General features: G+C 61.2%; 23 protein-coding genes and 1 pseudogene. 11 read left to right on the top strand and 13 right to left on the bottom strand.

Going from position 1 to position 23,166, the window contains the following annotated elements; genetic code table 11:
* Positions 1-7: 7 nt before the first annotated feature.
* Positions 8-925 (bottom strand): AraC family transcriptional regulator, encoded by a 918-nt coding sequence (locus AB3X94_RS37985; protein WP_176111834.1) that lies wholly within the window; start codon positions 923-925, stop codon positions 8-10.
* A 99-nt stretch (positions 926-1,024) separates the two neighbouring features.
* Between AB3X94_RS37985 and AB3X94_RS37980 the strand changes: the two genes are divergently transcribed.
* Positions 1,025-1,774: an SDR family oxidoreductase gene (locus AB3X94_RS37980; RefSeq protein ID WP_368614230.1), complete on the top strand. Its 750-nt coding sequence runs from the start codon at positions 1,025-1,027 to the stop codon at positions 1,772-1,774.
* A gap of 38 nt (positions 1,775-1,812) precedes the next feature.
* Here the strand turns inward: AB3X94_RS37980 and AB3X94_RS37975 are convergent, their stop codons facing one another.
* Positions 1,813-2,553, bottom strand: a complete 741-nt coding sequence (locus AB3X94_RS37975; RefSeq protein ID WP_368614241.1) for an SDR family NAD(P)-dependent oxidoreductase — start codon at positions 2,551-2,553, stop codon at positions 1,813-1,815.
* A 121-nt stretch (positions 2,554-2,674) separates the two neighbouring features.
* On the opposite strand from AB3X94_RS37975, the gene AB3X94_RS37970 reads away from it, so the two are divergent.
* Positions 2,675-3,565, top strand: coding sequence for a LysR family transcriptional regulator (locus AB3X94_RS37970; RefSeq protein ID WP_176112019.1), 891 nt, complete (start codon positions 2,675-2,677; stop codon positions 3,563-3,565).
* Positions 3,566-3,598: 33 nt separating this feature from the next.
* Here the strand turns inward: AB3X94_RS37970 and AB3X94_RS37965 are convergent, their stop codons facing one another.
* Positions 3,599-4,489 (bottom strand): LysR substrate-binding domain-containing protein, encoded by an 891-nt coding sequence (locus tag AB3X94_RS37965; RefSeq protein WP_368614229.1) that lies wholly within the window; start codon positions 4,487-4,489, stop codon positions 3,599-3,601.
* A gap of 101 nt (positions 4,490-4,590) precedes the next feature.
* Between AB3X94_RS37965 and AB3X94_RS37960 the strand changes: the two genes are divergently transcribed.
* On the top strand, positions 4,591-5,181 hold the full coding sequence (locus AB3X94_RS37960; protein ID WP_176111831.1) for a LysE family translocator: 591 nt from the start codon (positions 4,591-4,593) through the stop codon (positions 5,179-5,181).
* Positions 5,182-5,258: 77 nt separating this feature from the next.
* On the opposite strand, the gene AB3X94_RS37955 is transcribed toward AB3X94_RS37960, so the two are convergent.
* The 4 genes from AB3X94_RS37955 to AB3X94_RS37940 form a co-directional block, all read right to left on the bottom strand.
* A complete protein-coding gene (locus AB3X94_RS37955; protein ID WP_176111830.1) occupies positions 5,259-6,359 on the bottom strand; it encodes an NADH:flavin oxidoreductase/NADH oxidase in 1,101 nt (366 codons plus the stop codon).
* A 254-nt stretch (positions 6,360-6,613) separates the two neighbouring features.
* On the bottom strand, positions 6,614-6,811 hold the full coding sequence (locus AB3X94_RS37950; protein WP_176111829.1) for a hypothetical protein: 198 nt from the start codon (positions 6,809-6,811) through the stop codon (positions 6,614-6,616).
* Between the two features lie 86 nt (positions 6,812-6,897).
* Positions 6,898-8,247, bottom strand: a complete 1,350-nt coding sequence (locus AB3X94_RS37945) for an NAD(P)/FAD-dependent oxidoreductase (protein WP_368614228.1) — start codon at positions 8,245-8,247, stop codon at positions 6,898-6,900.
* Positions 8,248-8,486: 239 nt separating this feature from the next.
* The gene (locus tag AB3X94_RS37940; RefSeq protein ID WP_176111827.1) at positions 8,487-8,957 is read right to left on the bottom strand and encodes a ribonuclease; all 471 of its coding nucleotides are present in this window, start codon (positions 8,955-8,957) and stop codon (positions 8,487-8,489) included.
* A gap of 143 nt (positions 8,958-9,100) precedes the next feature.
* Here AB3X94_RS37940 and AB3X94_RS37935 point away from each other — a divergent pair, with 143 nt between their 5' ends.
* The 3 genes from AB3X94_RS37935 (at position 9,101) to AB3X94_RS37925 (ending at position 12,201) form a co-directional block, all read left to right on the top strand.
* Positions 9,101-9,547, top strand: a complete 447-nt coding sequence (locus AB3X94_RS37935; protein WP_368614227.1) for an NnrS family protein — start codon at positions 9,101-9,103, stop codon at positions 9,545-9,547.
* Positions 9,548-10,336: 789 nt separating this feature from the next.
* Positions 10,337-11,080, top strand: a complete 744-nt coding sequence (phbB, locus tag AB3X94_RS37930) for an acetoacetyl-CoA reductase (RefSeq protein WP_176111826.1) — start codon at positions 10,337-10,339, stop codon at positions 11,078-11,080.
* A gap of 701 nt (positions 11,081-11,781) precedes the next feature.
* Positions 11,782-12,201, top strand: a complete 420-nt coding sequence (locus tag AB3X94_RS37925) for a DUF1810 domain-containing protein (RefSeq protein ID WP_176111825.1) — start codon at positions 11,782-11,784, stop codon at positions 12,199-12,201.
* A gap of 72 nt (positions 12,202-12,273) precedes the next feature.
* Here the strand turns inward: AB3X94_RS37925 and AB3X94_RS37920 are convergent, their stop codons facing one another.
* Positions 12,274-13,236, bottom strand: coding sequence for a lyase (locus AB3X94_RS37920; protein WP_246392437.1), 963 nt, complete (start codon positions 13,234-13,236; stop codon positions 12,274-12,276).
* A 173-nt stretch (positions 13,237-13,409) separates the two neighbouring features.
* Positions 13,410-14,119 (bottom strand): annotated as a pseudogene (locus AB3X94_RS37915) (zinc-binding dehydrogenase); the annotation flags it as partial.
* Positions 14,120-14,489: 370 nt separating this feature from the next.
* Between AB3X94_RS37915 and AB3X94_RS37910 the strand changes: the two are divergent.
* The 3 genes from AB3X94_RS37910 (at position 14,490) to AB3X94_RS37900 (ending at position 17,313) form a co-directional block, all read left to right on the top strand.
* The gene (locus AB3X94_RS37910) at positions 14,490-14,849 is read left to right on the top strand and encodes a hypothetical protein (protein WP_176111823.1); all 360 of its coding nucleotides are present in this window, start codon (positions 14,490-14,492) and stop codon (positions 14,847-14,849) included.
* A 581-nt stretch (positions 14,850-15,430) separates the two neighbouring features.
* Positions 15,431-17,116 carry an FAD-dependent oxidoreductase gene (locus AB3X94_RS37905; RefSeq protein ID WP_368614226.1) on the top strand — a complete coding sequence of 562 codons (1,686 nt, stop codon included), beginning with the start codon at positions 15,431-15,433 and terminating at the stop codon, positions 17,114-17,116.
* Positions 17,117-17,121: 5 nt separating this feature from the next.
* A complete protein-coding gene (locus AB3X94_RS37900) occupies positions 17,122-17,313 on the top strand; it encodes a DUF2783 domain-containing protein (protein ID WP_013094246.1) in 192 nt (63 codons plus the stop codon).
* 7 nt (positions 17,314-17,320) lie between these two features.
* Here AB3X94_RS37900 and AB3X94_RS37895 read toward each other — a convergent pair whose 3' ends face one another.
* Both AB3X94_RS37895 and AB3X94_RS37890 read right to left on the bottom strand, forming a co-directional pair.
* Positions 17,321-18,175 carry an IclR family transcriptional regulator gene (locus AB3X94_RS37895; protein ID WP_368614225.1) on the bottom strand — a complete coding sequence of 285 codons (855 nt, stop codon included), beginning with the start codon at positions 18,173-18,175 and terminating at the stop codon, positions 17,321-17,323.
* Between the two features lie 5 nt (positions 18,176-18,180).
* Positions 18,181-18,984, bottom strand: a complete 804-nt coding sequence (locus AB3X94_RS37890) for an IclR family transcriptional regulator (RefSeq protein ID WP_176111820.1) — start codon at positions 18,982-18,984, stop codon at positions 18,181-18,183.
* Between the two features lie 206 nt (positions 18,985-19,190).
* On the opposite strand from AB3X94_RS37890, the gene AB3X94_RS37885 reads away from it, so the two are divergent.
* A complete protein-coding gene (locus AB3X94_RS37885; protein WP_176383900.1) occupies positions 19,191-20,150 on the top strand; it encodes an MBL fold metallo-hydrolase in 960 nt (319 codons plus the stop codon).
* A gap of 125 nt (positions 20,151-20,275) precedes the next feature.
* The gene (locus AB3X94_RS37880) at positions 20,276-21,601 is read left to right on the top strand and encodes an MFS transporter (RefSeq protein ID WP_368614224.1); all 1,326 of its coding nucleotides are present in this window, start codon (positions 20,276-20,278) and stop codon (positions 21,599-21,601) included.
* A 231-nt stretch (positions 21,602-21,832) separates the two neighbouring features.
* Here AB3X94_RS37880 and AB3X94_RS37875 read toward each other — a convergent pair whose 3' ends face one another.
* Together AB3X94_RS37875 and AB3X94_RS37870 are read right to left on the bottom strand one after the other, a co-directional pair.
* Complete coding sequence (locus AB3X94_RS37875) at positions 21,833-22,090, bottom strand: hypothetical protein (protein ID WP_368614223.1); 258 nt, start codon at positions 22,088-22,090, stop codon at positions 21,833-21,835.
* 137 nt (positions 22,091-22,227) lie between these two features.
* A partial coding sequence (locus AB3X94_RS37870) for a hypothetical protein (RefSeq protein WP_368614222.1) occupies positions 22,228-23,166 on the bottom strand: 939 nt, incomplete at its 5' end.

The raw sequence follows: 23,166 nt of genomic DNA, 5'->3' as shown, positions 1-23,166 counted from the left end.
CGAAGCTTCATCGAGCGACGACGACATTCGCCGCGTCTCGAGCATACTGCGTCGGCGGCAGTCCGACATGACGCGTGAACGCGACGCTGAATGCGCTCGCCGAGCTGTAGCCGACACGTTCCGCGACCGCCGCGATGCTGACTTCGTTCGAGCGCAGCAGATTCTTGGCGATAGCCATGCGCCACGACAACAGATACTCCATCGGTGCGACGCCGACCGCGCGGCTGAATCGATCGAAGAAAGCGGACCGTGAAAGCGCGGCGGCTTTTGCGAGTTGCGCGATCGTCCAGGGCTGGTGCGGGCTTTCGTGCATATGACGGATCGCGAGCGCGAGACGGGGGTCGGCGAGGCCGCGGACGAGTCCGGGCGATGCCCCGGTTCCCGTGGCTCGCAACGCTTCGATGAACAGCACCTCGAGCAGTCGCGCCAGCACGACCTCGCGCGCGGGCCGCTGCGCGCGCGATTCCTCCCTCACGAGCTTGACGAGTGTCGCGAGCCTGCGTTCACCGCGCACGTGCACGAGCTTGGGCAACAGCGAGACAAGCAAGGCCGCATCCGGCGAACCGAACGCGCAGAGGCCCGCAAGCCATTGGGCTTCCGGCGCGCCCGATGCATCGCCGAAACGAAAACTGCCGTCGGGCAGCGCCGCCGGCGCGCTATTGGAGACGTCGTTATCGTCGGGCGGATCGATGCTCGTCATCGTGAAACTGAACACCTCGGGCACGAGTACGAAGTCATCGGCCTGAAGAATCAGCGGCTCGCAACCATTGACGGATAGACGCAGCGACCCTTCGAGCACCACGCAGTAGAACGGCTGGCCGACGTCCGTGCGGCTCGCGCGCCAGCGCCCTGCGCCGCTGAGCACTTTCGAGAACGTGGGCGTCGGCTTGAGCAGTGTGACGATTTCGGCGAGCGGGTCGATCATGATCGGACGATTTCGAATGAAACCTGGACGCTCGATTGTAGCGAGTCCTCACGGTCAGGACTTATTGTGTCGGGACTGTCACCACCCACAGGATTCGACATGAAGACCGTCTTGATTACCGGCTGCTCGTCCGGCTTTGGCCTCGAAATCGCGCGTTATTTTCTGGATCGCGACTGGCGCGTGATCGCGACGATGCGCACGCCACGTGAAGACGTGTTGCCGCGCTCCGATCGTCTTTCGATTCTCGCCCTCGATGTGAAGAACCCGCAAAGCATTCGCTCGGTCATCGATGCGGCCGGCCGGATCGACGTGCTCGTGAACAATGCGGGTATCGGCTTTCTGAACGCGCTCGAAGGAACGCCGATGGACACCGTGCGCGATATCTTCGAGACCAATACGCTCGGCACCATCGCGATGGCGCAGGCCGTGTTGCCGCAGTTGCGCGAGCGCCGCGAAGGGGTGATCGTCAATGTGACGTCGACCGTCACGTGCAGACCGCTGCATCTGCTGTCGGTCTACACCGCGAGCAAGTCCGCGGTCAACGCGTTCAGCGAATCGCTCGCACTCGAACTGGAGCAGTTCAATGTGCGCGTGCGTGTCGTGCTGCCGGGACGCGCGCCTTCCACCCGCTTCGGCGAAAACGCGCGGGCACGCATGAAAGACGGATTTCCCGAGCCGTACGACGCGCTCGCTCAGCAGGTTTTCGCAAGGTGGGAGAAAGAAACGGCCGTCACGCATGCATCGGATGTCGCCGAAGCGGTTTGGCTCGCCGCGACCGATTCATCGAGCCCGTTCAACATCCCCGCCGGCGAGGACGCTGTCGAGTGGTACCACGAGCGCGTCAGATAGCACACGCCGGGCGAACATCGCCGCGGCTTTTTCGACCGTCACACCTGGCCGATGCCACCGTCATTCATCAAATCGGCACCCGTCATATAGGAACTCTGTTCTGAGGCGAGAAAGAGCGCCGCGCCGGCCATCTCCTCGGCGCGGGCGAGTCGGCCGATCGGGACCATGCTCTTGTACATGCTCACCAGATCCTCGCGTGTCGCCGACTGGGAATCGAGTATCGGGGTGTCGGTGACACCGGGGCTCAGCATGTTGACGCGAATGCCGCGATCCTTGAATTCGGCAGCCCACGTGCGGGCATAGGAACGCAACGCGGCCTTCGTCGCCGCGTAGGCGGTGTGCCCTGGGATGCCCATCACGTGCATGGCCGACGAAACCAGAATGATCGACCCACCACCCGTCATCATCGGCAGCAGCTTTTTCACCAGAAAGACTGGGCCGCGCGCCATCAGGTTGAATGCCTTGTCGAAATGCTCAGGCGTGATGGTGTCGATCGAAGCCTGCTCGGTATAACCCGCGTTCGACACGATGATATCGACGACACCCTTTTCTTCCCTGACAACCGCAGCAACACGATCGAGGTCATCGAGATTCGCGGCGTCGGCCTGAATCGCGGTAACGTTGCGTCCGATCAGTTTGACGGCCTCCTCGAGCTGGCCTTGCCGACGGCCGAAGATAAAGACGTGAGCGCCTTCGGCGACGAACCGCTGGGCGATCGCCAAGCCGATACCGGTCGTTCCGCCGCTAATGACGGCGATCTTGCCTGCGAGAGTATTCATTGAAACTTCCGTCCGATGTTGAATGGAAGTCCCATCATAATGGCGGCCGCCACGAATGATAATCGGCGGATTTATCATAAGATCCATTCACCGAAAGAATAGGTCCCACGAGAGGAATGCAATGGATCGGTTTCACGAATTGAACGCCTTCTTCGCCGTTGTCGAAGCGGGCGGCTTTTCCGCCGCGGCGCGCAGAACCGGCGAGTCACAGTCCTCTATCAGCAAGTCGATCGGCGCGCTGGAAAAGCGCCTCGGGGTACTGCTATTCAACCGCAGCACACGCAGCGTGACCTTGACCGATCAAGGGCAGAAATACTACGAGCGGACCAAGCCGTTGCTCGACGAGATCGAGGTGGCCGACAGCGAACTGACCAGCAGCACGCTGGATGTCTCGGGCCTTGTGCGGATCGCCTGCGCTTCTACATTCGGCCGCCTGCACGTTCTTCCGCTGATTCCCGAGCTGCTGTCGCGCCATCCCGGTCTTCGGGTCGATCTTGTGTTGTCGGATTTCGTGCGCGATATGGTGGAGGATCGAATCGATCTCGCGATTCGAGTGGGCTCCGTCAACGATCCGGATTCGGTTGTGAAGCGAATTGCCAGCACGCCGCTGGTCTGTGTCGGATCGCGTCGCTATTTCGAGCAACACGGAGTACCGAGGGAACCTGCGGAACTCGCCAATCACAACTGCCTGCTCTACGGTGGTCTGCTGGAATCGGCGAACTGGCCGTTTCATGGGGCACGAGGCCGGTTCAGCGTGCCGGTGCGAGGCAACCTGTCGTCGAATAGCGTCGAGACGATCCGATCTGCCGTGCTCGCGGGCGTGGGAATCGGCCTCTTCGCGAAGCTCTCGCTTGCCGACGAACTCAAGCATCCGGACATCGTGACCGTGCTCGACGATTTCATTCGGGACGCCCGTGATGTGAGCATCATCTGGCCGCGGCGGCGTTTCGTGCCTGCGCGCGTGCGCCGGGTCACTGATTTTTTCGCGGCTGCGCTGCCGCAGCGCTTGTAGGAACGCTCCAGAACGCACTTCAAACGCAGTACGTCACGCGATGTTCGCTAGCGGCGCGCGTCGCGTGCTTGCGTCGCTCGACATCGACTCGCGTACATGGCGCGCGAATTCCTGCGCCGCTGGCTGAACCGTCGCGGGCAAGCGCAGACATATCGCGAATGGAGGCAGTGCAGGCAAGCCGCTTACGCGAGGCGTGAGCGTCTCCAGATCGGCCGGCACCGTGGAGGCGAGCCAACTCGTGACCGCGAGGCCCGCGCGCACCGTTGCGGCGGTCGCCTCGATGTTTCCGCTCTCGAACACCGTTCGCCACGCGATGCCCTCGTCCGCGAGCGCACCGAGCACCACCGAACGGAAAGCACAACGCTCGTCTACCATCGACAGCGGCAACGGCCGCTTCTGCCATACCTCACTGCCGCGCCCCTTGACCCACACCAACGGCTCGATGCAGACCACTTCACCTTCGGCTTCGCTCGCGACATATTCGACCAAGGACACGTCCACGCGACCGCTATTCACCGCCTCGCTCAGTTCTGGCGACGCCGCGCACATCAAGGTTATTTCGACGTGCGGATGCGCGCCGGCGAATGCCTTCATCGCGGGCGCAAGCCGCGTCACGAGATCGGGAGGCACGCCCACACGCAAGGCGCCGCGCAACGGCTGCGCGGTCATGTCGGCCCAGATTTCATCGTTCAACTGAAGCAGCTTGCGCGCCTTCACGAGAAACTGCTCGCCCTGGCGCGACAGTTCCAGCCGGCGCGTCTTGCGAACGAACAGAAGGCAATCCAGCACATCTTCGAGGCGCTTTATCTGCTGGCTCACCGCGCCTTGCGTCATGTGCAGCAAATTCGCAGCGACCGTCATGCTGCCGCTATCGGCGACGGCAACGAAGGTGCGGATCAGATCGAGGTCGAGATTTCGGCTCATCTATGCATTATGTCGCGTAATGTACCGCATCAATATTATTAGCTTTTACGATGCTTTGACGATCCGTACAGTGCAAATTCCTTGATTTCGGATCTGCACCGATGACCTCGATACTCCCGCTTCTGCTCTTCGTCGCCGTCGCGACCGCGACGCCCGGTGGCGCGACCACGCTCGCCACCGCCTCGGGCGCACGTTTCGGTTTCGTACGCTCGATACCGCTGATGCTCGGCATCGCTCTGGGCCTTGCGTTGCTCGCTGCGCTCGCCGCGCTCGGGTTGGGCGGTCTGCTTCTCGCGCTGCCGTCGCTGCAAACGGCGGTGAAAGCGCTCGGCTCCGCCTATCTGCTATGGCTCGCCTGGCGCATCGCGCGCAGCGGGCCGCCAAACGCGGGCAACGGCCCCGCGCGTCCGGTTACGCTCGTGAACGGTTTCCTGCTGCTCTGGCTCAATCCGAAAGGGTGGGCGATGACAGTCGGCGCGGCGGCGTCTTTCGCGCTACTCGCAAACAACCCGAACCGCCTCGCGATGCTGCTCGGGGGAGCGTTCGGGGTGGCTGCCTGCGCGTCGCTCGCGCTATGGTGCGCGCTCGGCGTGCTACTCGCGCGGCTCTTTCGGACGCCACGCCACTGGCGCCTTCTCAATCTCGCGATGGGCGTGCTGCTCGCCGCATCCGTCATTCCGACCTGGCGATAAGCCTGAAGCGGCGTTCGTCGATGTGTCGGAAGTTTGGTCGCCGCCCTGGTCGCCGCCCCGTTATCGACGAAGCCGATTCAAACGAACACCTTTCGCAGCCGACCAGGCTGAGAGCGAAGATACTGGTTCGGCGCCTTGACTTGAGTCCCAAAGTGACCGGCAGCGTGCCAGGGCCACCGAGGGTCAAAGAGCACGGCCCGAGCAAGCGCGATCAGATCGGCGTCTCCGGTGCTGAGAATGGATTCGGCTTGTTCGAACTCGGTGATCATGCCGACGGCGATGACAGGGAGCGTCGTCGCCTGCTTCACTGCCCGCGCGAAGGGAACCTGATAGCCAGGCCCGATCGGAATTTGCGCGGCTGGGTTCGAACCGCCACTTGAGACATTGATTGCGGCGCAGCCTCTAGCCTCCAGCGCGTGGACAAAAGCGATCGCGTCCTGCACGGACCACCCGCCGTCCACCCAGTCGGTAGCGGATACTCGCATCGTCACGGGGCGATCATGCGAAAACGCTTCTCGCACGGCTTCGAAAACTTCAAGTGGAAAGCGCATCCGGTTTTCCAACGAACCGCCGTATTCGTCGTCCCTGTGATTTGACAGAGGCGACAGGAATTGATGGAGCAGATAGCCGTGCCCACCAAGAATCTGAATGAAATTCAACCCGAGCCGGGAGGCGCGCTGCGCTGCGGCCGAGAACGCGTCGCGAATGGCGGCCAGGCCATCGCGGTCCAAGGCGGTGGGTGGTGTCTCTCCGGCGGCAAAAGCGACCGGAGACGGGCCGTAGGTGTGCCAACCATTCGCGTCATCATAGGGAATCTGTGCGCCGCCGTCCCATAGTTTCTGTCGAGACCCCTTTCGGCCAGCATGATTGAGCTGGATTCCAATCGGCGTGTCAGACCACCGCCGAATGCCGCCCAGCACTCGTGCCATGGCGGCTTCGCACTCGTCCGAATAGAGCCCGACGTCACCATAGCTGGTGCGTCCGTCGGGGGTGACCGCCGTCCCCTCGATCGTGAGTGCCGCCGCACCTGAAAGCGCCAGGTGGCCGAGGTGAATCAGGTGCCAATCGTTCATCTGGCCGTGTTCGGCGGAGTACTGGGCCATCGGGGCGATCACGATCCGGTTGGCCAATTTCAGGTTGCCGACTTGTATCGGCGTGAATAGCGTTGGCTGATTCATATCGACTCCTTGACTCAACGCCACCGCAAACCAGGCTGACTCCGCGAATCTCAATGACCTCGACTATTGACGGCGATTTTGCCTGCGAGAGAGAGGCATGGAGATCTTCTGTCTGGTGATGGATGAAAGCCAGATCATAGTTGCAAGATCGGGGAGTGATAATGCGCAGATTGTTCATAAGGCCAATTCCGGACCAGAATAGCCGTGAGCTCCGGCTCAATCGGTGAGTTGCCCGTTTCGTGACCCGAAGCGTATCAGTTGTAGCCAAGAACAGCGGCAGACGACACGTCTGGCCTCTCAGGCACATTCGAGGCGATCGTCGATACCGTCGATGCAAGAAACGATCGGTACACGGAGCGCGATCGGTTTTCAGAGCCATCCTTGCCGTTTCGAGCGCGCGTGGCGCCACTGCTCGAGTCGACGCTGAAAGGCGATTGGTCGAAGCTGTTCATGGTTTCTCTCCGTCTTGCTGGTGTTTGGAATCGGTTGATTTATTTGTCACGGCCAGACCCTTCGGCCATTCACAACGAACTGTTGCTCAGTGCAGTTTGACGTGCGGCGCCGTGCTTCGACGGAGCCGATGCGCGAGGGTATTGACGATCATGCGTGCATAGCCATGCAGCGCTGCAACGTGCATCCGATACAGCGACAGGTACATGAAGCGGGCAAGCAGTCCGTCCACGAGCATGCTGCCGCCGATAAGGCCTCCCATCAGACTCCCCACCGCATTTGCATGCCCGAGCGACACTAGCGAGCCGAGATCGCGATAGGCAAACTCCGGAAGCTTTTGTCCCTCGATGCGTCGCCCGAGTGCCTTGACTAAAAACGATGCCTGCTGATGAGCCGCCTGGGCGCGCGGTGGCACATTGCGCTCGAAGCCCAACCATGGACACGCCGCGCAATCGCCGAATGCAAAGATATGGTCGTCCAGCTCGGTTTGAAGCGTGCGACGCACACTGAGTTGCCCCAGATGATTGACTGTCAGACCATCGAGAGTTGAAAGCACCGTGGGCGCCTTGATACCGGCGGCCCACACAGTGAGATCCGCACGTATCGTCTTGCCGTTCTTCGTGCGGATAAATCCGGGCGTGACCTCTGCGACCCGCTCGTCGACCATCAACTTGACATTGAGTTTGCCCAGCAATCTTGCAGCCGCGGTGGACACGCGCTCTTTCAACGCTGGCAGAATCCGCGGCCCTGCTTCAATCAGCACGATCCCGACGTCGTGTGTGGGGTCGAGCCGATGCAAGCCGTACGATGACAGTACCTTCGCGGTATTGCGCAATTCCGCGGACAATTCCACGCCCGTAGCGCCACCACCAACGATCACGACCTGAACACGAGGCGCGCGTTCGCCAGGCACTTCGCCAGCATCCCGCTCACCTGCGTTTTGTGTTTGTTCCGCGCGAATGCAAGCTGCAATCAGGCGCTTTCTGAAGCGTTCCGCTTGAGCGACGTTGTCAAGCGCGAGCGAGTTCTCCGCCGCGCCCGGCACGCCGAAGTAGTGCGTTGTACTACCGATGGCCAGAATCAACGAGTCGTACTCGATTCGGCGCGGCGGAATCAGTTCGGTTCCGTCGTCGTCGAGCAGTGGCGAAAGCAGGACGTGTCTGGAGCCACGATCCAGTCCGACGAGTTCGCCCTGGATGAACTGGAAGCCGTGCCACTGTGCTTGCGCGGCATACGCCAGTTCCTGTGCGAATGGATCGAGACTTCCCGCTGCGACCTCGTGCAATAGGGGCTTCCAGATATGCGTCGGGTTGCGGTCGATCAACGTAATGGACGCACGTTGCGCCCCGCCTCTTCGTCGACCGCCATAACGATCGCCTAGCCTCGTTGCGAGTTCAATGCCGCCCGCCCCTCCTCCCACGATCACAAAACGATGCATGAAGATTCTCCCTGGTCGACGACGCCCGGTACGGTGATCCAACGCAACGGTTGAGAACCACTATCGCAGATGCCCGATGGCAGGAAAATCTCATAGTTCTGATGGCTGCCTTCAGCTTTTCTGATTGACGGGTCGCGCCGTCTGAAAACCGCTTGAGATCGTCTGCTGGGAGATAAGGATCGTTGTCAACGCAGACCCGTGGGACAACTTCGGTCAGCGCCAAGCAGTTGATTCCGTCTTTATTCTGCAATGCGCTTAAAGCTGGCGTAGTAATCGTCGGTGTAATAGCACTCGCCGATCTGCTTGCGCGGCCCGCCACAGACTATCCGGCGTTGCCCGCGATCCGTCGCGCCAGGTGTGCGAACCGTATAGGTGTGGTAGTAGCCGCGCGGATGTTTCGGCAGCAAGCCCGCGGTGTTACGAAACAGGACGCCGTCGTCGCTAAACGGGAAGGGGCCGCCTGCTTTGATCAGGCGCAGTGTTTCGGCAGCCTCCGCCGGCAACTGCGCCTTGGTGACAGTGACCAGCGCCACCGTGCCTTGCGCGCCCGAGGCGGCGGCCGCTTCGCTCGCGCTTTGTGCAGGTTGAACCGGCGCCGAGCTCGCAGATGCGCCCGATGCCTCAGTGGCGTTTTGCGGTCCCTGCTTGCCGCATCCGCCGAAGATCACGCTCAACGCGACGATGCAGGAGAAAGCTGACGCTCTCTTCACGAAACGGTTCTCCCTTCGTTGACCAGCGCCCGACGACCAGGATAGATGTAAAGGTATCGCTAATGACGGGGCGAATCAACGTTCGATCGGAAATTGGCACTTTTACATGACAACCAGGCCGATGGGTTCCACCGCACCTGACGATGCTGTTTGTGAGGCTTCGTCTGGAGAGCGTCATCGGGCGGCCAGATGGCTCCGCTGGCGCGAACATTCGTCGCATGTGGCGAAAAGGCAGGACCGTCAGGATCGCATCAGGTCAAGTCGACACACCACCCCGCATCGCTCTGTTGGCGCTCGCGATTCATACCTTCACGGTGGGAGTCATTGGAACCGCGATCATCGCGATGATCACGCGGACCGCACGCGGACACACCGGACGCGAACTCGTGGCCGGTAAGGTCGAGGTCGCCTGCTACGGTCTGTTCATTCTGGCGACCTTGGTTCGGGTGCTCGGCCCCTGGCTCGCGCCGCAGTTCACGATGGCCTGGATATACGCATCCGGTCTATGCGGGGCGGCCGCGCTGGTTCTCTATTGCGTCCGATACGGAGCGTGGCTTGTCCTCGCTCGTGTCGATGGCAAGCCGGATTGAAGAACGCGTCCTCCTCGAAGCGGCTAGCAAGCGAGATCCGTCGTAGCCGCTTCGAACGCCTTCATTTCGCCCCGACGCCCGCTCGCTCGCGGCGTTGCCATCGAACCCGTCGAAACAGAGTCTCCTTCCCGGGCGGCAAGCATCGGCGCCGACGCTTCGGTGACCGAGTGCGGGCCCGCGCCGTCGATATGACCCATCCGCTTTTGTGGTCGGACGACCGGACGCGCGAACGATCGTTCGCACTGACTTCAAGAATGCGAGGGCGATAGTCGGCAGGCCAACGATGTACAAAAACTACATTTCTTTCATTGCAAAGATGTAGTTTTTCTACTACCATCGCCTCGTCGGTCGAACTTACGGCCGTTGCGAGACCTAGCCGACACGGTGCGCCTATCGCAATCGAAGGACAACAGACGGCTTCTCTGTACCTTCAGTTGTTACCGGTAACATTCGGGGCAAGGTAAGCGTACGCGAGGCGCGTCTTCTTGTGCAATCAGGTCTTTGTCGAATCCCCTTCGGGGTTTCGTCTGATTAATTAGTCCTGCCAATGAAGTCATCAGAAGCGGAGTGCTCGCCCCACCTGGTCAGCAGACGAATGCGTGCGGAACCCCGCAAGGCAGGCCGTGCCATTTGTCCGCGACAGAGACAGAGGACCGATTCATTTTCGCCGCACGACCTGACGCAATTCAGGTCGCGGCAATACGTTGTGCCAAAGCAATGGCGGGTTGTGCGAGACGGCCATTGGGTTATTCACGATCCTCGCAGATATGACGATCACGGATGGAAAGAATGACGAAACGAATTGCTGTAGTGACTGGCGGTATGGGCGGTCTGGGAGAAGCGATCAGTACGAAACTGCACGATGCAGGTTATGCGGTGGTAGTCACGTACTCGCCGAACAACACCGGCGCAGCGGCATGGCTCGCGAACATGGAAGCTCAAGGCAGGAACTTTCGCGCGTATCCGGTCGATGTGGCCGACTACGATTCATGCCAGCACTGCGCAGCCAAAATTCAGTTTGAAGTCGGCCCGGTCGACATTCTGGTGAACAACGCCGGAATCACCGAGGACATGACGCTCCGGAAGATGAACAAGGTCAACTGGGACGCGGTCATCCGCACCAACCTGGACTCGGTGTTCAACATGACGAAGCCGCTGTGCGAGGAGATGGTCGCGCGGGGTTGGGGACGCATCGTCAACGTTTCGTCCGTCAACGGCTCGAAAGGCTCGATCGGCCAAACCAACTACGCAGCTGCCAAGGCCGGCATGCACGGCTTCACGAAATCGCTGGCGCTGGAAGTAGCGCGTAAGGGCGTTACCGTCAACACGGTTTCGCCGGGATACCTGGCCACCAAGATGGTCACGGCGATCCCTCAAGAGATCCTCGATACGAAGATCCTGCCGCACGTTCCTGTGGGGCGTCTGGGCAAGCCCGAGGAAGTGGCGGCGCTCGTGCTTTACCTCTGCTCCGACGACGCCAGCTTCGTGACCGGCGCCAATGTTGCGATCAACGGCGGCCAGCACATGCAGTAACAGTCGCGCGACGCCCGCGCCAGCCGGTTCGTGCAGAGACACCGCACGAACCGGCCCGAACCGCTTACGCAACACACCTATGCTTCCCAGAGAGGAACGTGTGATGAGTGAAACCTGGATGGGCCTGGTGATCGGAGGCACTGCCCTTGGTATCGCAATGTTCATGGTCGTTAGCCACTATCGCCGCGAGCGAATGCGGGCACGAATGCTGCGGGAACTGAATCGTCACGACTCGTGGCATCAAACGCGCGCACGAAAGTGATTGCACGCCGTACATGGATATCCACCAGCGCATATGTATTGCCTGAAAGAAGCAGGCTCACCTGACGCCTGACGTACAGACCGGATTCAGTCGGTCACCACATTGAGAGAAGTGGATGAAAACTACAAGCAGAAAACCGTCTGGAGACAGAGCGAGCCCCTATACGCCCCAGACTGCCGAGGATGCGATTTCCCATCTCGAACGGGTCCTGTCGGCGGGTGCCGCGGAATCCCTGTTCACCGGCGTCTACTGGCGCGCGCGGGTTCAGCAACTGAGCGCTACGCGAGGGCTGACTCCGTTGCAGCGAGCAAGGCTCGTGAGACTACTCAAATCTCTTCCATTGCCGGTACGGGGCGAAGATCGATCGTAGACCTGTACGATCATGCGCGCGAGAATCGTGATTCAACGATAGGTTTCCACGTTTGCAGCGGAGTACGAAATGGACGATCCCTACGACCTTCAACGCTTCCTCGATGCACAGGACCCGGTCTACGCCCAGGTATGCGATGAACTGAAGCATGGACGTAAGCGAAGCCACTGGATGTGGTTCGTGTTTCCTCAAATCGAGGGGCTCGGCACCAGCGCAATGGCTCAGCGATTCGCGCTTTCGTCGCTGGCCGAAGCGCAAGCGTACCTACGCCACCCGATACTTGGCGCACGGCTGCGCGAAACCACGCAACTGGTCAACCTCGTCAGCGACCGCTCCATCGAAGAAATTTTCGGCTATCCGGATCACCTCAAGTTTCGCTCGTCGGTGACCCTGTTCGCGCGCGCCACGAACGACAACGATGTATTTGTCGAAGCTTTGCGCAAATATTTCGGCGGCGAGGCCGATCCGCGAACCCTCCAACTGCTCTAGCCATTTTGATAGCGGGCCCGCGCACGTGGGGCGCGGCGGACTGCGCAATTCCGTTCTCGGGGAAGTGTGGCGTCACTGCCGGCCCGCACCGGCTGCACGGGACCGGTAAAGCAGCAGATGATCGGTCGCGGATTCGGACAGCCAGACTTCGCCTGGACGGCCCATCATTTGACGCACGTTCGCGTGGTCACGCGGCAGTGGCAAGACGTCGAACCGCTCGGTACGCGGATCGAAGCGCACTAGCGCATTAGCGCTCCATTCACTGAGCCAGACGATGTCCTGGTCGTCGACGAATATTGCGTACGCATGCGGACCGTTGCCGGGCAGCCGCCATTCGCGCCATTGATGCGTCGCGGGATCGAATACGCCGACTTTGCCGGCGTTCCACTCACTGATCCAGACGCGCCCGCTGGAATCGGCCCAGACGCGGCGCGCGCCCTGATTCGCCGTTGGCGGCTCGATGATCTGTGCCGCGCCCGTCGTCCGGTCGATGCGACCGAGGTAGCTTCCCGCCAGCGAAGCGAAATACAGATCCCCAGTGCGCGTCACGCAGATACCGTAGGGCCCCGCGCCGCGTGGAGCATCGAAGACGCGCATGCGTCCGCTTTGCGGATCGAGCTCGCCGTAGACACCACTTTGCCCGGTAAACCACAGATGCCCCTGATTATCGAACACGGCGGTATTCAGATTGGCGTCTGACCGGTCCTTGGGCAGCGGAAAACGGGTGACGGCGAGCGTCTTCGGATCGATGCGCACGATTGCATTCTGGCCGCCGTCAGTGACCCACGCCGCACCATCGGGACCGACGATCACGCCATGTGGCGCCGATCCGGTGCCGAGCGCGATCGTGTCGATTTTGCCGCTGCGCGGGTCCAGCCGCCCGAGCGCTCCCCGCGCCTGCGCGGTGTACCACACGGTGCCGTCATGCGCCGGTGCGACGTCATGCGGTGCGCTGCCGGCCGGCACGGCGAAGCTTTCGAACGACGATGGCCGCTGTGCTTGCGCCTGCGCGAGGCCAAGGTTGCCCGCACTCATCGCGCAAGCGCTGGCGCAGATCGTCAAGGCAATCACAAACCGGGCGGTCGATCGCGGGGCACAGTTCGTGAGATGAATCAGCATCTGCGGTCTCCGTCGCTGTCTGTGTCAGCTAACGTATCACGAATACCACTTGCCGAGCTCAACCCGACGCTTCAGTGCCCGTCAGCGCTCTCGACATTGAGCGCGCCTTGCCGGATGGCGGCGAACACATCGTCCGCTCGCCGCTGCACCGTGGCGGCATCGGCGAGATGATCGGCCAGCCGCGGACGCGTGAGAAACAGCGAGCCCGCCTCACCAAGTTCGCAGGGATCGAGGTCGCGCATCGGTCCCGTGACCGAACCATAGTTGATGATCAGGCCGCGCACGCGTGCGGCGCGAAAGCTATCGCGCAAGGTAGCCTTACCGACCGCATCGAACACCACATCGACGCCCCTCCCGTGGGTCAACTCGCGAATCCGATCAGCGAAGGCGCCGTTTTTATAGAGCATCACATGATCCGCGCCGCGCGCTCGCGCGATAGCAGCCTTTTGCGGCGTACTCGTCGTCGCGAACACTTCCGCGCCGCGACGTCTCGCAAGCTGCACGAGCAACTGTCCGATGCCTCCTGAGGCCGCATGCACGAGACAGGTCATGCCCGCTTCGAGCTTCGCCACGTCTTCGATCAGATAGTGCGCCGTCGAACCCTGAAAGATCGACGCAGCCGCAATGTCGTAGCGATATCGTCCGGCAGGCGCGCGAGCCGCGCGGCGGGCCCGATCGCAAAGTCGGCGTATGCGCCCCACGATATCAGCACCTCGCCGGAACCCGGCTTCGGTATGTCGAGTTCGACACGGCGCAGCACCTCGGGACCGCCGTATTCATGAATCTGGATCGCTCGCATAAACCCGTCTCCGCTGGTTTCGCTCAGTCGTGGCGGTCCGGTTGTCGATTCACACACCGTCGAATGATCGTCGGCACAACTGCGTAAATCAACACGAGGAGACCCGCCGCACGGACGATCAGCGGCGACCCCGCAAGGTCGGGCACTAAATTCAGCCCTGCCAATAGAGGGTTTACCCTGGCAAATCTCAATGAAAGCCATTTGAAATGAATGTGACGTTCGTTAGAATGGGTCCTGTGCTGAGACGAATCCGAAAGAGTCCATCAGCGCCTCGCTGTACCGGAGGCAACCGCAGTCGGCTGACAACCTCACCTCACTTAGAAGACAGTCGTCATTATTCAGTAGACCTCAATTGAACGGAGAGTAAATCATGAGCCGCCTTACCAACCGAATCGCCACAACGCTCGTCGTGCTCGGCCTGATGACTTCGGGCGCAGCTATCGCGCAGCAGCCAACCACGACGGCGCCCCCGGTCGCAGAGGTTGCTACCGTGCCGGCGACTACCCACAATGACCCTATCGTTCAGAAGCGAAACGAGATTCGCGAGGCCAACCGCGAACAACGCGCCCGGACCGCGGAAGCCAGAAAGGCATTCAGGGCCGAAGCTCGCGATGCCCGGCAAGAACGCAACCAGGCGGCGAGCGAATCCCGCGACCGCGCACGCGCGGCCTTGGCTGAATCGGCACAACCTGGCACGACTCAGGCCGGCGCGGCGCATACCACCCAATGAGTCATAAACGCTACGGGGTTTGTTCAGGAAGAGCGGGGGCCGGTCCTCAGCGGAGAAGAATCAAATCGAAGATGATCAGTCGGCACCCGGCCCTTCCTAACAGCGGAGCCCTCGCATGTGCGAGCGGCTCCGCAATTTTTTATATGGCAGTTTTTAGCAACTTCACCGTAGCAAGCCGGCCGGCCATCTCACTCAAAACCTGAACTGTGCGACGCAGTCAACGAGGTTTGCAGCCTGTTGCCTCGAGCTCTCCGCCGCCGAAGCCCTTTCGTCGACGCGCGCTACGTTTTGCTGCGTTGTTTCGTCTATCTGATTGACCGCTTCACCGACTTGCCCGACGCCGACGCTCTGCTGCGCACCAGCGTTGCTGATTTCCGCGATGAGAACACTCACTCGCTGAATCGCCTCCACGACCTGCGAGTCAGCGATTTCGTTGCAAGGTCAGCACATGCGGGAGCAAACCGCACCAGGGTAAATACAGATTCGATCGCTCGAAAAGCTTTATAAAATGAGCAGCATTAGCAAGGAGCAATAGTGCTTGCTATAGATTAATCGAAGATATCCGCAGAACCGGAGACGCCATGCAGATCGACTACCAAACGATGCGCTTCGACTACGAGCGAGCCGCCGACCACGATGCCGGTGCCCCGCTCACCTATCCGGTCGTCGTGATCGGCGCTGGCCCGGTCGGGTTGTCCGCGGCCATCGATCTGGCCCAGCAGGGCGTTCGCACCGTGCTGCTCGACAACGACGACACGCTGTCGAGCGGTTCGCGCGCAATCTGTTTTGCGAAGCGCACGCTGGAAATTTTCGACCGCCTCGGCTGTGGCAAGCAGATGGTCGACAAAGGCGTGAGCTGGAACGTCGGCAAGGTGTTCCTGCAGGACGAGCTGATTTATACCTTCAACCTGCTGCCCGAAACAGGCCACGCGCGACCTGCGTTCATCAACCTGCAGCAGTACTACGTCGAAGGCTATCTGGCAGACCAGGCGAAGCAGACCGCGAATCTGCAAATGCGCTGGAAAAGCAATGTGATCGGAGTGACGCAGCAAGACGACCATGTCGAGTTGCAGGTCGAAACGCCCGACGGCATTTATCCGATGCGCGCTCAATACGTGGTCGCCGCCGACGGCGCGCGCAGCGCGGTGCGCAAGGCGCTCGGTCTCGACAGCCACGGTCGAACCTTCAAAGACCGCTTCCTGATCGCGGATGTGAAAATGAAGGCGCCGTTTCCGACCGAACGCTGGTTCTGGTTCGATCCGCCCTTCCATCGCAATCAATCGGTACTGCTGCACAGGCAACCCGACCACGTCTGGCGCATCGATTTCCAGCTCGGCTGGGACGCCGATCCGGTCGCGGAGAAACAGCCTGAAAAAGTGATTCCGCGCGTCAAAGCGCTGCTCGGCGACGATGCCGAGTTCGAGCTCGAATGGGTCAGCGTCTACACGTTTTCGTGTTTGCGGATGGACAGCTTCCGCCATGGCCGCGTGCTGTTCGCGGGCGATTCGGCGCACGGTGTCTCGCCGTTCGGCGCGCGCGGCGCGAATAGCGGCGTGCAGGATGCCGACAATCTCGCCTGGAAGCTGCGGCTCGTCGTCAACGGCGACGCGCCGCCGGCGCTGCTCGATACTTATGCATCGGAGCGCGAATACGCGGCGGACGAAAACATCCTGAACTCATCGCGCGCCACCGACTTCATCACGCCGAAAAGCGCGGTGTCGCGTATGTTCCGCGATGCGACGCTCAAGCTTGCGAAAGAGTGTCCGTTCGCGCGGCGCATCGTCAACAGCGGCCGTCTGTCGGTGCCGGCGATTCTGCGCGACTCGCCGCTGAACACACCCGACGCCGACGTGTTCACCGGTGGGATGGTGCCCGGTGCGGCAAGCACCGACGCGCCCGTCAAGGTGGCTGGCGAAAACGCCTGGTTCCTGAATCAGACCGGACATGGCGGCTTCACGGGTGTGCACTTCTGCGGCCAGGGAGACGACCTGACGAAATGCGCCGAACAGCTTCGCGCGCTCGCCGGTCTCGCGGTGCCGGTCCACTCGTTGATCGTCGTGCCGCGCGGCGCGCCCGTGACCGCTTTGCCGGACATGTCTCACGTCACGGTGATCGAAGACGTAGAAGGCATTCTCACGCATCGCTTCGATGCGCGGCCCGGCACGTTTTATCTGCTGCGTCCGGACCAGCACGTCTGCGCGCGCTGGCGCGCTCTCGACACCGCATCGGTCACCAAGGCAGTGGATCGCGCAACCTGCAACGGATAACCATCATGACCAAGCTGAACATCGAAACGAACATGGCCGATCCCGATGCGTTCTATGAAAAACTCATCGACGCGCACAACGGACTGACCGACGAGCAAAGCCACTTCATGAACGCGAAGCTCGTGCTGCTGCTCGCCAACCACATCGGCGATGCCGACGTGCTGCTCGAAGCGCTTGCGCTGGCGCGCGCGGATTGAACCAGGTTCAGCGCCCAATCCAGCCGAATCGCCACGACAGCCGTCGTGTCGTGGCGAGCAGCCTCTGCGCGGTCGCGCCGCCCAGGCTGAAATCAGCGCCGCCCGACGGACCGATCACCGCGACCACCAGACTGACGCTGCCTGTGTGATCGAACACGGGCGCGGCCAACGCGCCGATGCCCGGCACCGGCGCATCGAGTGCGTCATCGATACCGTCGTTGCGCACTTTCGCGCGCCGTGCCAGATAGGTCGGGACCAATGACGGCGCGCCCTTTTTCGACGACACGAACACCTCCGCGGCCGGCGCGCCAGCAAGTCTGATCGATTCCTGCGACAACAGCCCGGCCAATACGTCGTCCGCGAGATGCGCGGCGAACACGCGCCCTATCGCCGTGTTGACGAGCGACATCACGGTGCCCACGCGCAGGCTCACGTGTTGCGGTCGCGCCGATTCCTCGAAGCGGATAACGGTAGGCCCCAAAGGTCCAAGAATCGCCACTGCGACGCTCATGCCGGACTCCGCCGCGAGCGTGACGATCTCCGGTTCGGCATCGCGAATCGGCGACATGCGCTGCAACGCGATCAGGCCGAGCTCCATGCCGAGCGGTCCCGCGCTGAAAAGACCCGCGTCGTCGCGGCTCAGCAAGCCCACCTTGAGCAGACTCACCAGATGCGGAAACGCCTTGGCGGCGGCCATATCGGCGGCGGCGGCCAGATCGCGCAGCGACAGCGGGCGGCCGGCGGCAACGAGTGCCAGCAGGAGATCACCGGTGTTGTCGAGCGCGCTGATGCCGCGCTGAGCTTTCGTATCGCTGAGTGGGGGCGTGTTCGCGTCGGACGCGTCCGGGGTTTCGATCTGCATGATTCTCAGGTGGGTATAACCAGCGCTGCGGTGATGCGTCGGGAAGTTTCGAGCAACTGACGTGCGACCGCGCCATCCCACGCGACGTCGATCGAGCCCGACGAGCCGATCGCCGTCAACGCGAGCTGCATCCGTTGGTCGCCATCGAACACCGGCACGCTCAGACTGCTGATGCCAGGACTCGGCGCATCGATACCGCGCTCGATGCCGCGCGCGCGGATCTCATCGAAGCGCTTTCGCCATTCGGCGCTAGCCGACCCTTTGGCAGCGCGGCCGCGCGCCGGCGTCGGCTCCGCCGACTGCGCCTGGCTTCGCGCCATTTCCGCGACCTGCTCGGGTGGGCAAAACGCGCAGAAGACGCGGCCCGTCGATGTCGCTTCGAGCGACATCACCGTGCCGATGTGCAGATTGACATGCAGTGGCGCACCGCTGCGCTCGTACCGGACGATGGTCGGTCCCTGCACGCCCGCCACGCAGATCGCGACGCAAAGACCGATCCGCTCCGCGAGCGCAGCCGCGTGGGGCGCCGCGATGCGATAGACGGGCTGCTGTTCGATATGCATCAGGCCAAGCCGCAACGATAGCGGCCCCGGCTCGTAGTTTCCGGTTAGCGCGTCGCGCTTGACGAGGCCGAGCCGCGTCAGGCTCACCAGATACGTATGCGCCTGCGCCGACGACAACTGCGCCTCGCCGGCCAGTTCGGTCAGCCCGAGCGGCTCGCGCTGTCGCGCCAGCGCCTGCAGCAGCCGTCCGCCGACCTCGACGCTTTGAATGCCCCGCTGTTTCTTTTCGCTTGTCGTATCAGCCATCGTGTTGTCCGACCTTGCCTCGAAGGAGATTCGGCCCGTTCGGTGTCGCCCGTGGAAGGCCTAGATGGTATCCGATCGGACCGTGCCGACCAACCAACGGAGTTTACCCTGGCTTAGTGAATGACAAGGTATTTTGTCATTGACAAATGTCCGTGCGACGACGACTATTAGTCATCCCCCAAACGAATCGCGAGACGGAGACAGACATGGCGAAGGCTTTCGCATCCCAGGCCGACCTGGAAGAAAAGAAGATCACGTGGACCCAATTGTCGGAAAACGCGTATGCGTACACGGCCGAGGGCGACCCTAACTCGGGCGTGATCGTCGGCGACGACGGCGTGCTGATCGTCGACACCACCGCCACGCCGGCCATGGCGCAAGACCTGATCGCGAAGATCCGCAGCGTCACCGACAAGCCGATCAAATACGTCGTGCTGTCGCACTATCATGCAGTGCGCGTGCTGGGGGCGTCGGCGTACTTCAAGGAAGGCGCGCAGCAGGTGATCGCCAGCCGCGGCACTTACGAAATGATCGTCGAGCGCGGCGAAGCCGATATGAAGTCGGAGATCGAACGCTTCCCGCGCCTTTTTGCAGGCGTCGAAACGGTGCCCGGCCTGACGTGGCCGACGCTGGTGTTCGAAAAGGAAATGACGCTCTTTCTCGGCAAGCTCGAAGTGCGCATCGCGCATCTCGGCTCGGGCCACACGAAGGGCGACACTATCGTCTGGCTGCCATCACAGAAGGTGTTGTTCTCCGGCGACCTGGTCGAGTACGACGCGGCCTGTTACTGCGGCGACGCGCAACTCGAACAATGGCCGGCAACGCTCGAAGCATTGCGCGCGCTGAATGCCGAGAAGCTGGTGCCGGGCCGCGGCCCCGCGCTGCTGTCGCCGGCGGAAGTGAACAAGGGCCTCGACTACACGAAAGACTTCGTGACCACGCTATTGCAGGCGGGCCGTGACGCGTTCAGGGACAAGCTCGATCTGAAGGGTGCGATGGCGCTAACGCGCAAGGCGATGGACCCGAAGTTCGGCAACGTCTTCATCTATGAGCATTGCCTGCCGTTCGACGTGTCGCGAGCCTACGACGAAGCGAGCGGCATCAGCCATCCGCGCATCTGGACCGCGCAGCGCGACAAGGAAATGTGGGACGCGCTGCAGAGCTGATCGCCCCACGCACTCCGGGAAAGACCGTCCGGTCTTTCCTTTTCCCCGTTCAAACCATGAAGGCGCGCTAGACGCCTCGGGCGCGCTCGTCTTCGTACAGGCGCGCTCCGCACCTGGAGCGAGACATGCAGCATTCCCTCGATGGCAACGCCATTGGCCACGCCGCGTCCGTCGCTAGCGACGATTCGATGTTCAGAAAGGTCGCGTGGCGCATCGTGCCGTTTCTGTTTCTTTGCTACGTCGTGTCGTTTCTGGACCGGATCAACATCGGCTTCGCGCAATTGCAGATGAAGCATGATCTCGGCTTCAGCGACGCGATGTATGGACTCGGCGCAGCCGTGTTCTATGTCGGCTATGTTCTGTGCGAGGTGCCGAGCAACATCCTGTTGGCCAAATACGGTGCGCGTAAAACCTTCATGCGGATCATGCTGCTGTGGGGCATCGCGTCGATGTGCATGATGTTCGTGTCGAAGCCCGCGCACTTTTACGTTCTGCGCTTCATGCTGGGCGTGTTCGAGGCGGGCTTTTTCCCGGGCATCGTGCTGTATCTGACGTACTGGTTTCCGGCCAGCCGGCGCGCCGCCGTGATCTCGGTGTTTTTCGCGGGCGTGGCGGTCGCGGGCGTGCTCGGCGGACTTTTCTCCGGCTGGATCATGCGCGACATGGGCGGCGTGCTGAAGCTGTTCGGATGGCAGTGGATGTTTGCGATCGAAGGCGCACCGGCTGTAATTCTCGGATTGCTGTCGTGGCGCTATCTGGTCGACAAGCCTCACGACGCGAGCTGGCTCACGCAGGCAGAAAAGGACCGGCTCGTCGCGCTTTGCGCGCAAGGTCAGGCGAAAGACAGTGGGCATCACGGTCACAGCTTCGCTGCGGCGTTGCTCAATCCACGCGTCTATCTGTTCGCGTTCATCTATTTTTCGCTGACCTGTGCATCGCTGACACTCAACTTCTGGATGCCGTTGATGGTTCGTGATTTCGGCGTTCAGGATGTCGTGGCGGTGAGTCTTTACACCGTGGTGCCGAATGCGATCGGCGCGGTGGGTTTGATTCTGATTGCGCGTCGTTCGGATCGAACTGGGGAACGACGTAAGCATTTTGCTTTCTGCACGGTGGGCGGGGGTCTCGCGCTCGCGGCACTTACGCTGCACCAGAGCAGCTTTGCTGCGATGCTGGGTATCTTGTCGCTGGCTGCCGTGTTGATTTTCGCGGCGCTGCCGATCTTTTGGGCGGTGCCTACGGGCTATCTGTCCGGGAAAGCGGCTGCGTCGGGGATTGCGTTTATTAGCAGTATTGGGATTACGAGCGGGATCGTCAGTCCGTGGGTGATCGGTCAGATACGTACGATGACGGGGAATATGGATGTCGCCATCTATTTGCTTGCGGGTTTGCTTGTGGTTAGTGGGGTTGCGTTGATGGTTGGTGTGAAAGCCGAGGCGGGGCGGCGTTAAAATGCTCGCCCAGCGGTAGTCATACTGCACCGTTCGACCTGCCGCGCTGATCCTCTTGACGATGCGGCCATCGATGTCCTGGTACGTGCGCTCGCGATTACCCAGCGCATCGGTATGCGGGATGCTGTTACCGGCACTGTCCTATTCGTAGCGGTCGATGCTGCGCTGGCCCGCGTTGGCCCCGCCCGTCAGCACTGGCCGCACGATCTCTATCAGGCGATTCTCGTTGTTTTATGTGTGATGGACGCGCCGGTACAGCTCGTCCACCGACGTGCGCAAAATACCCACGGCGTCGCAAGAGAAGCTTTTGCTATAACCCGTCGCATACGACGACTTCGACACCGCGGGCTGCGCAAGACCGTATTTCCCCTGCTGCGTGCTCAGATGCCCGTTTGCATCCTTTAGGCCTACGAGGTTGCCGGTCAGATCGTAGTAGTACGTGGCGAGCGGGAGCATCTCAATCTGCGCCGCGTTCTCCCAGGTATCCATCACAGTCGACTCGCGCTTGGGTGTGAGAAAACCCATCGTGTCATACGACGAGTTTTCAGATTCACATCCCAGCTTTGTTCGTGCGCGGTAATACTTCGGCCTTCATCGACGGCTGGTACCGGACTACTGCTGCCGCTTTAGATCTGGCCGCTGAACATCAGATTCCCGATCGGAAATGAACCACCATTGCCAGGGATGTAGATGCCGCCGTTCTGAAGCCATTGCCCGGATGACGAGTATTCCGACTTTCCGATCGCATGGCCGGTCGCGTCGTACTGAGTTGACCAGTAGCTGCCGTCATTGTTATAGCTGTACTTGTAGAACCCCGTCAGATTCCCAAGTGCATTGAACGAGTCAAATTCTGTTTCCTGCAAGGCCGAGTTAAACAGATATGCGTCATAGCTATTGTCGGCGTGAAACTGAAACACGGTCCGGCTTCCATCAGCGTTGAAGTTGATCTGCTGCGTGATGTGACCGGACGAGTCCCACTGGAAGTCCTGGTACAGTCTGCCACTGTAATCGTACTTCGCGAGCTCCTGTTGCATTCCGTTCGCGCCATATAGCGTCGCCGTTTCCGAATTGTCGCCGTTGATCATATGGACAATGATGTTGCCGTTACTCAGGAAGTCATTTTCCTGCGTCAGATGGCCGTTCGTGAAAAACCGGTCCTGCGTCTTGGAGCCGTTGGCGGCGAACGTCGCGTACTCGGTGAGCTGGCCACTGGGGCCGAACAGGGAGACATTCTGCGTGCCGTCCACATGGAACTCATACTTGGTGGTGTTGCCACCCTCGACGAAGTCGTAACGCGTGGTCTCCGTCGCGTTCGTGAAATACCGGTCCTGTGTCTTGAAGCCGTTGGCGGCGAACGTCGCGTACTCGGTGAGCTGGCCGTTCGGGCCGAACAGGGAGACATTCTGCGTGCCGTCCACATGGAACTCGTACTTGGTGGTGTTGCCACCCTCCACGAAGTCGTAACGCGTGGTCTCCGTCGCGTTCGTGAAATACCGGTCCTGTGTCTTGAAGCCGTTGGCGGCGAACGTCGCGTACTCGGTGAGCTGGCCGTTCGGGCCGAACAG

This window comes from Paraburkholderia sp. BR10923 (assembly GCF_040948765.1).
Lineage (GTDB): Bacteria > Pseudomonadota > Gammaproteobacteria > Burkholderiales > Burkholderiaceae > Paraburkholderia > Paraburkholderia youngii.
The sequence above is the reverse complement of the archived record's forward strand: the minus strand, read 5'-3'. Positions and strand labels throughout refer to the sequence as shown.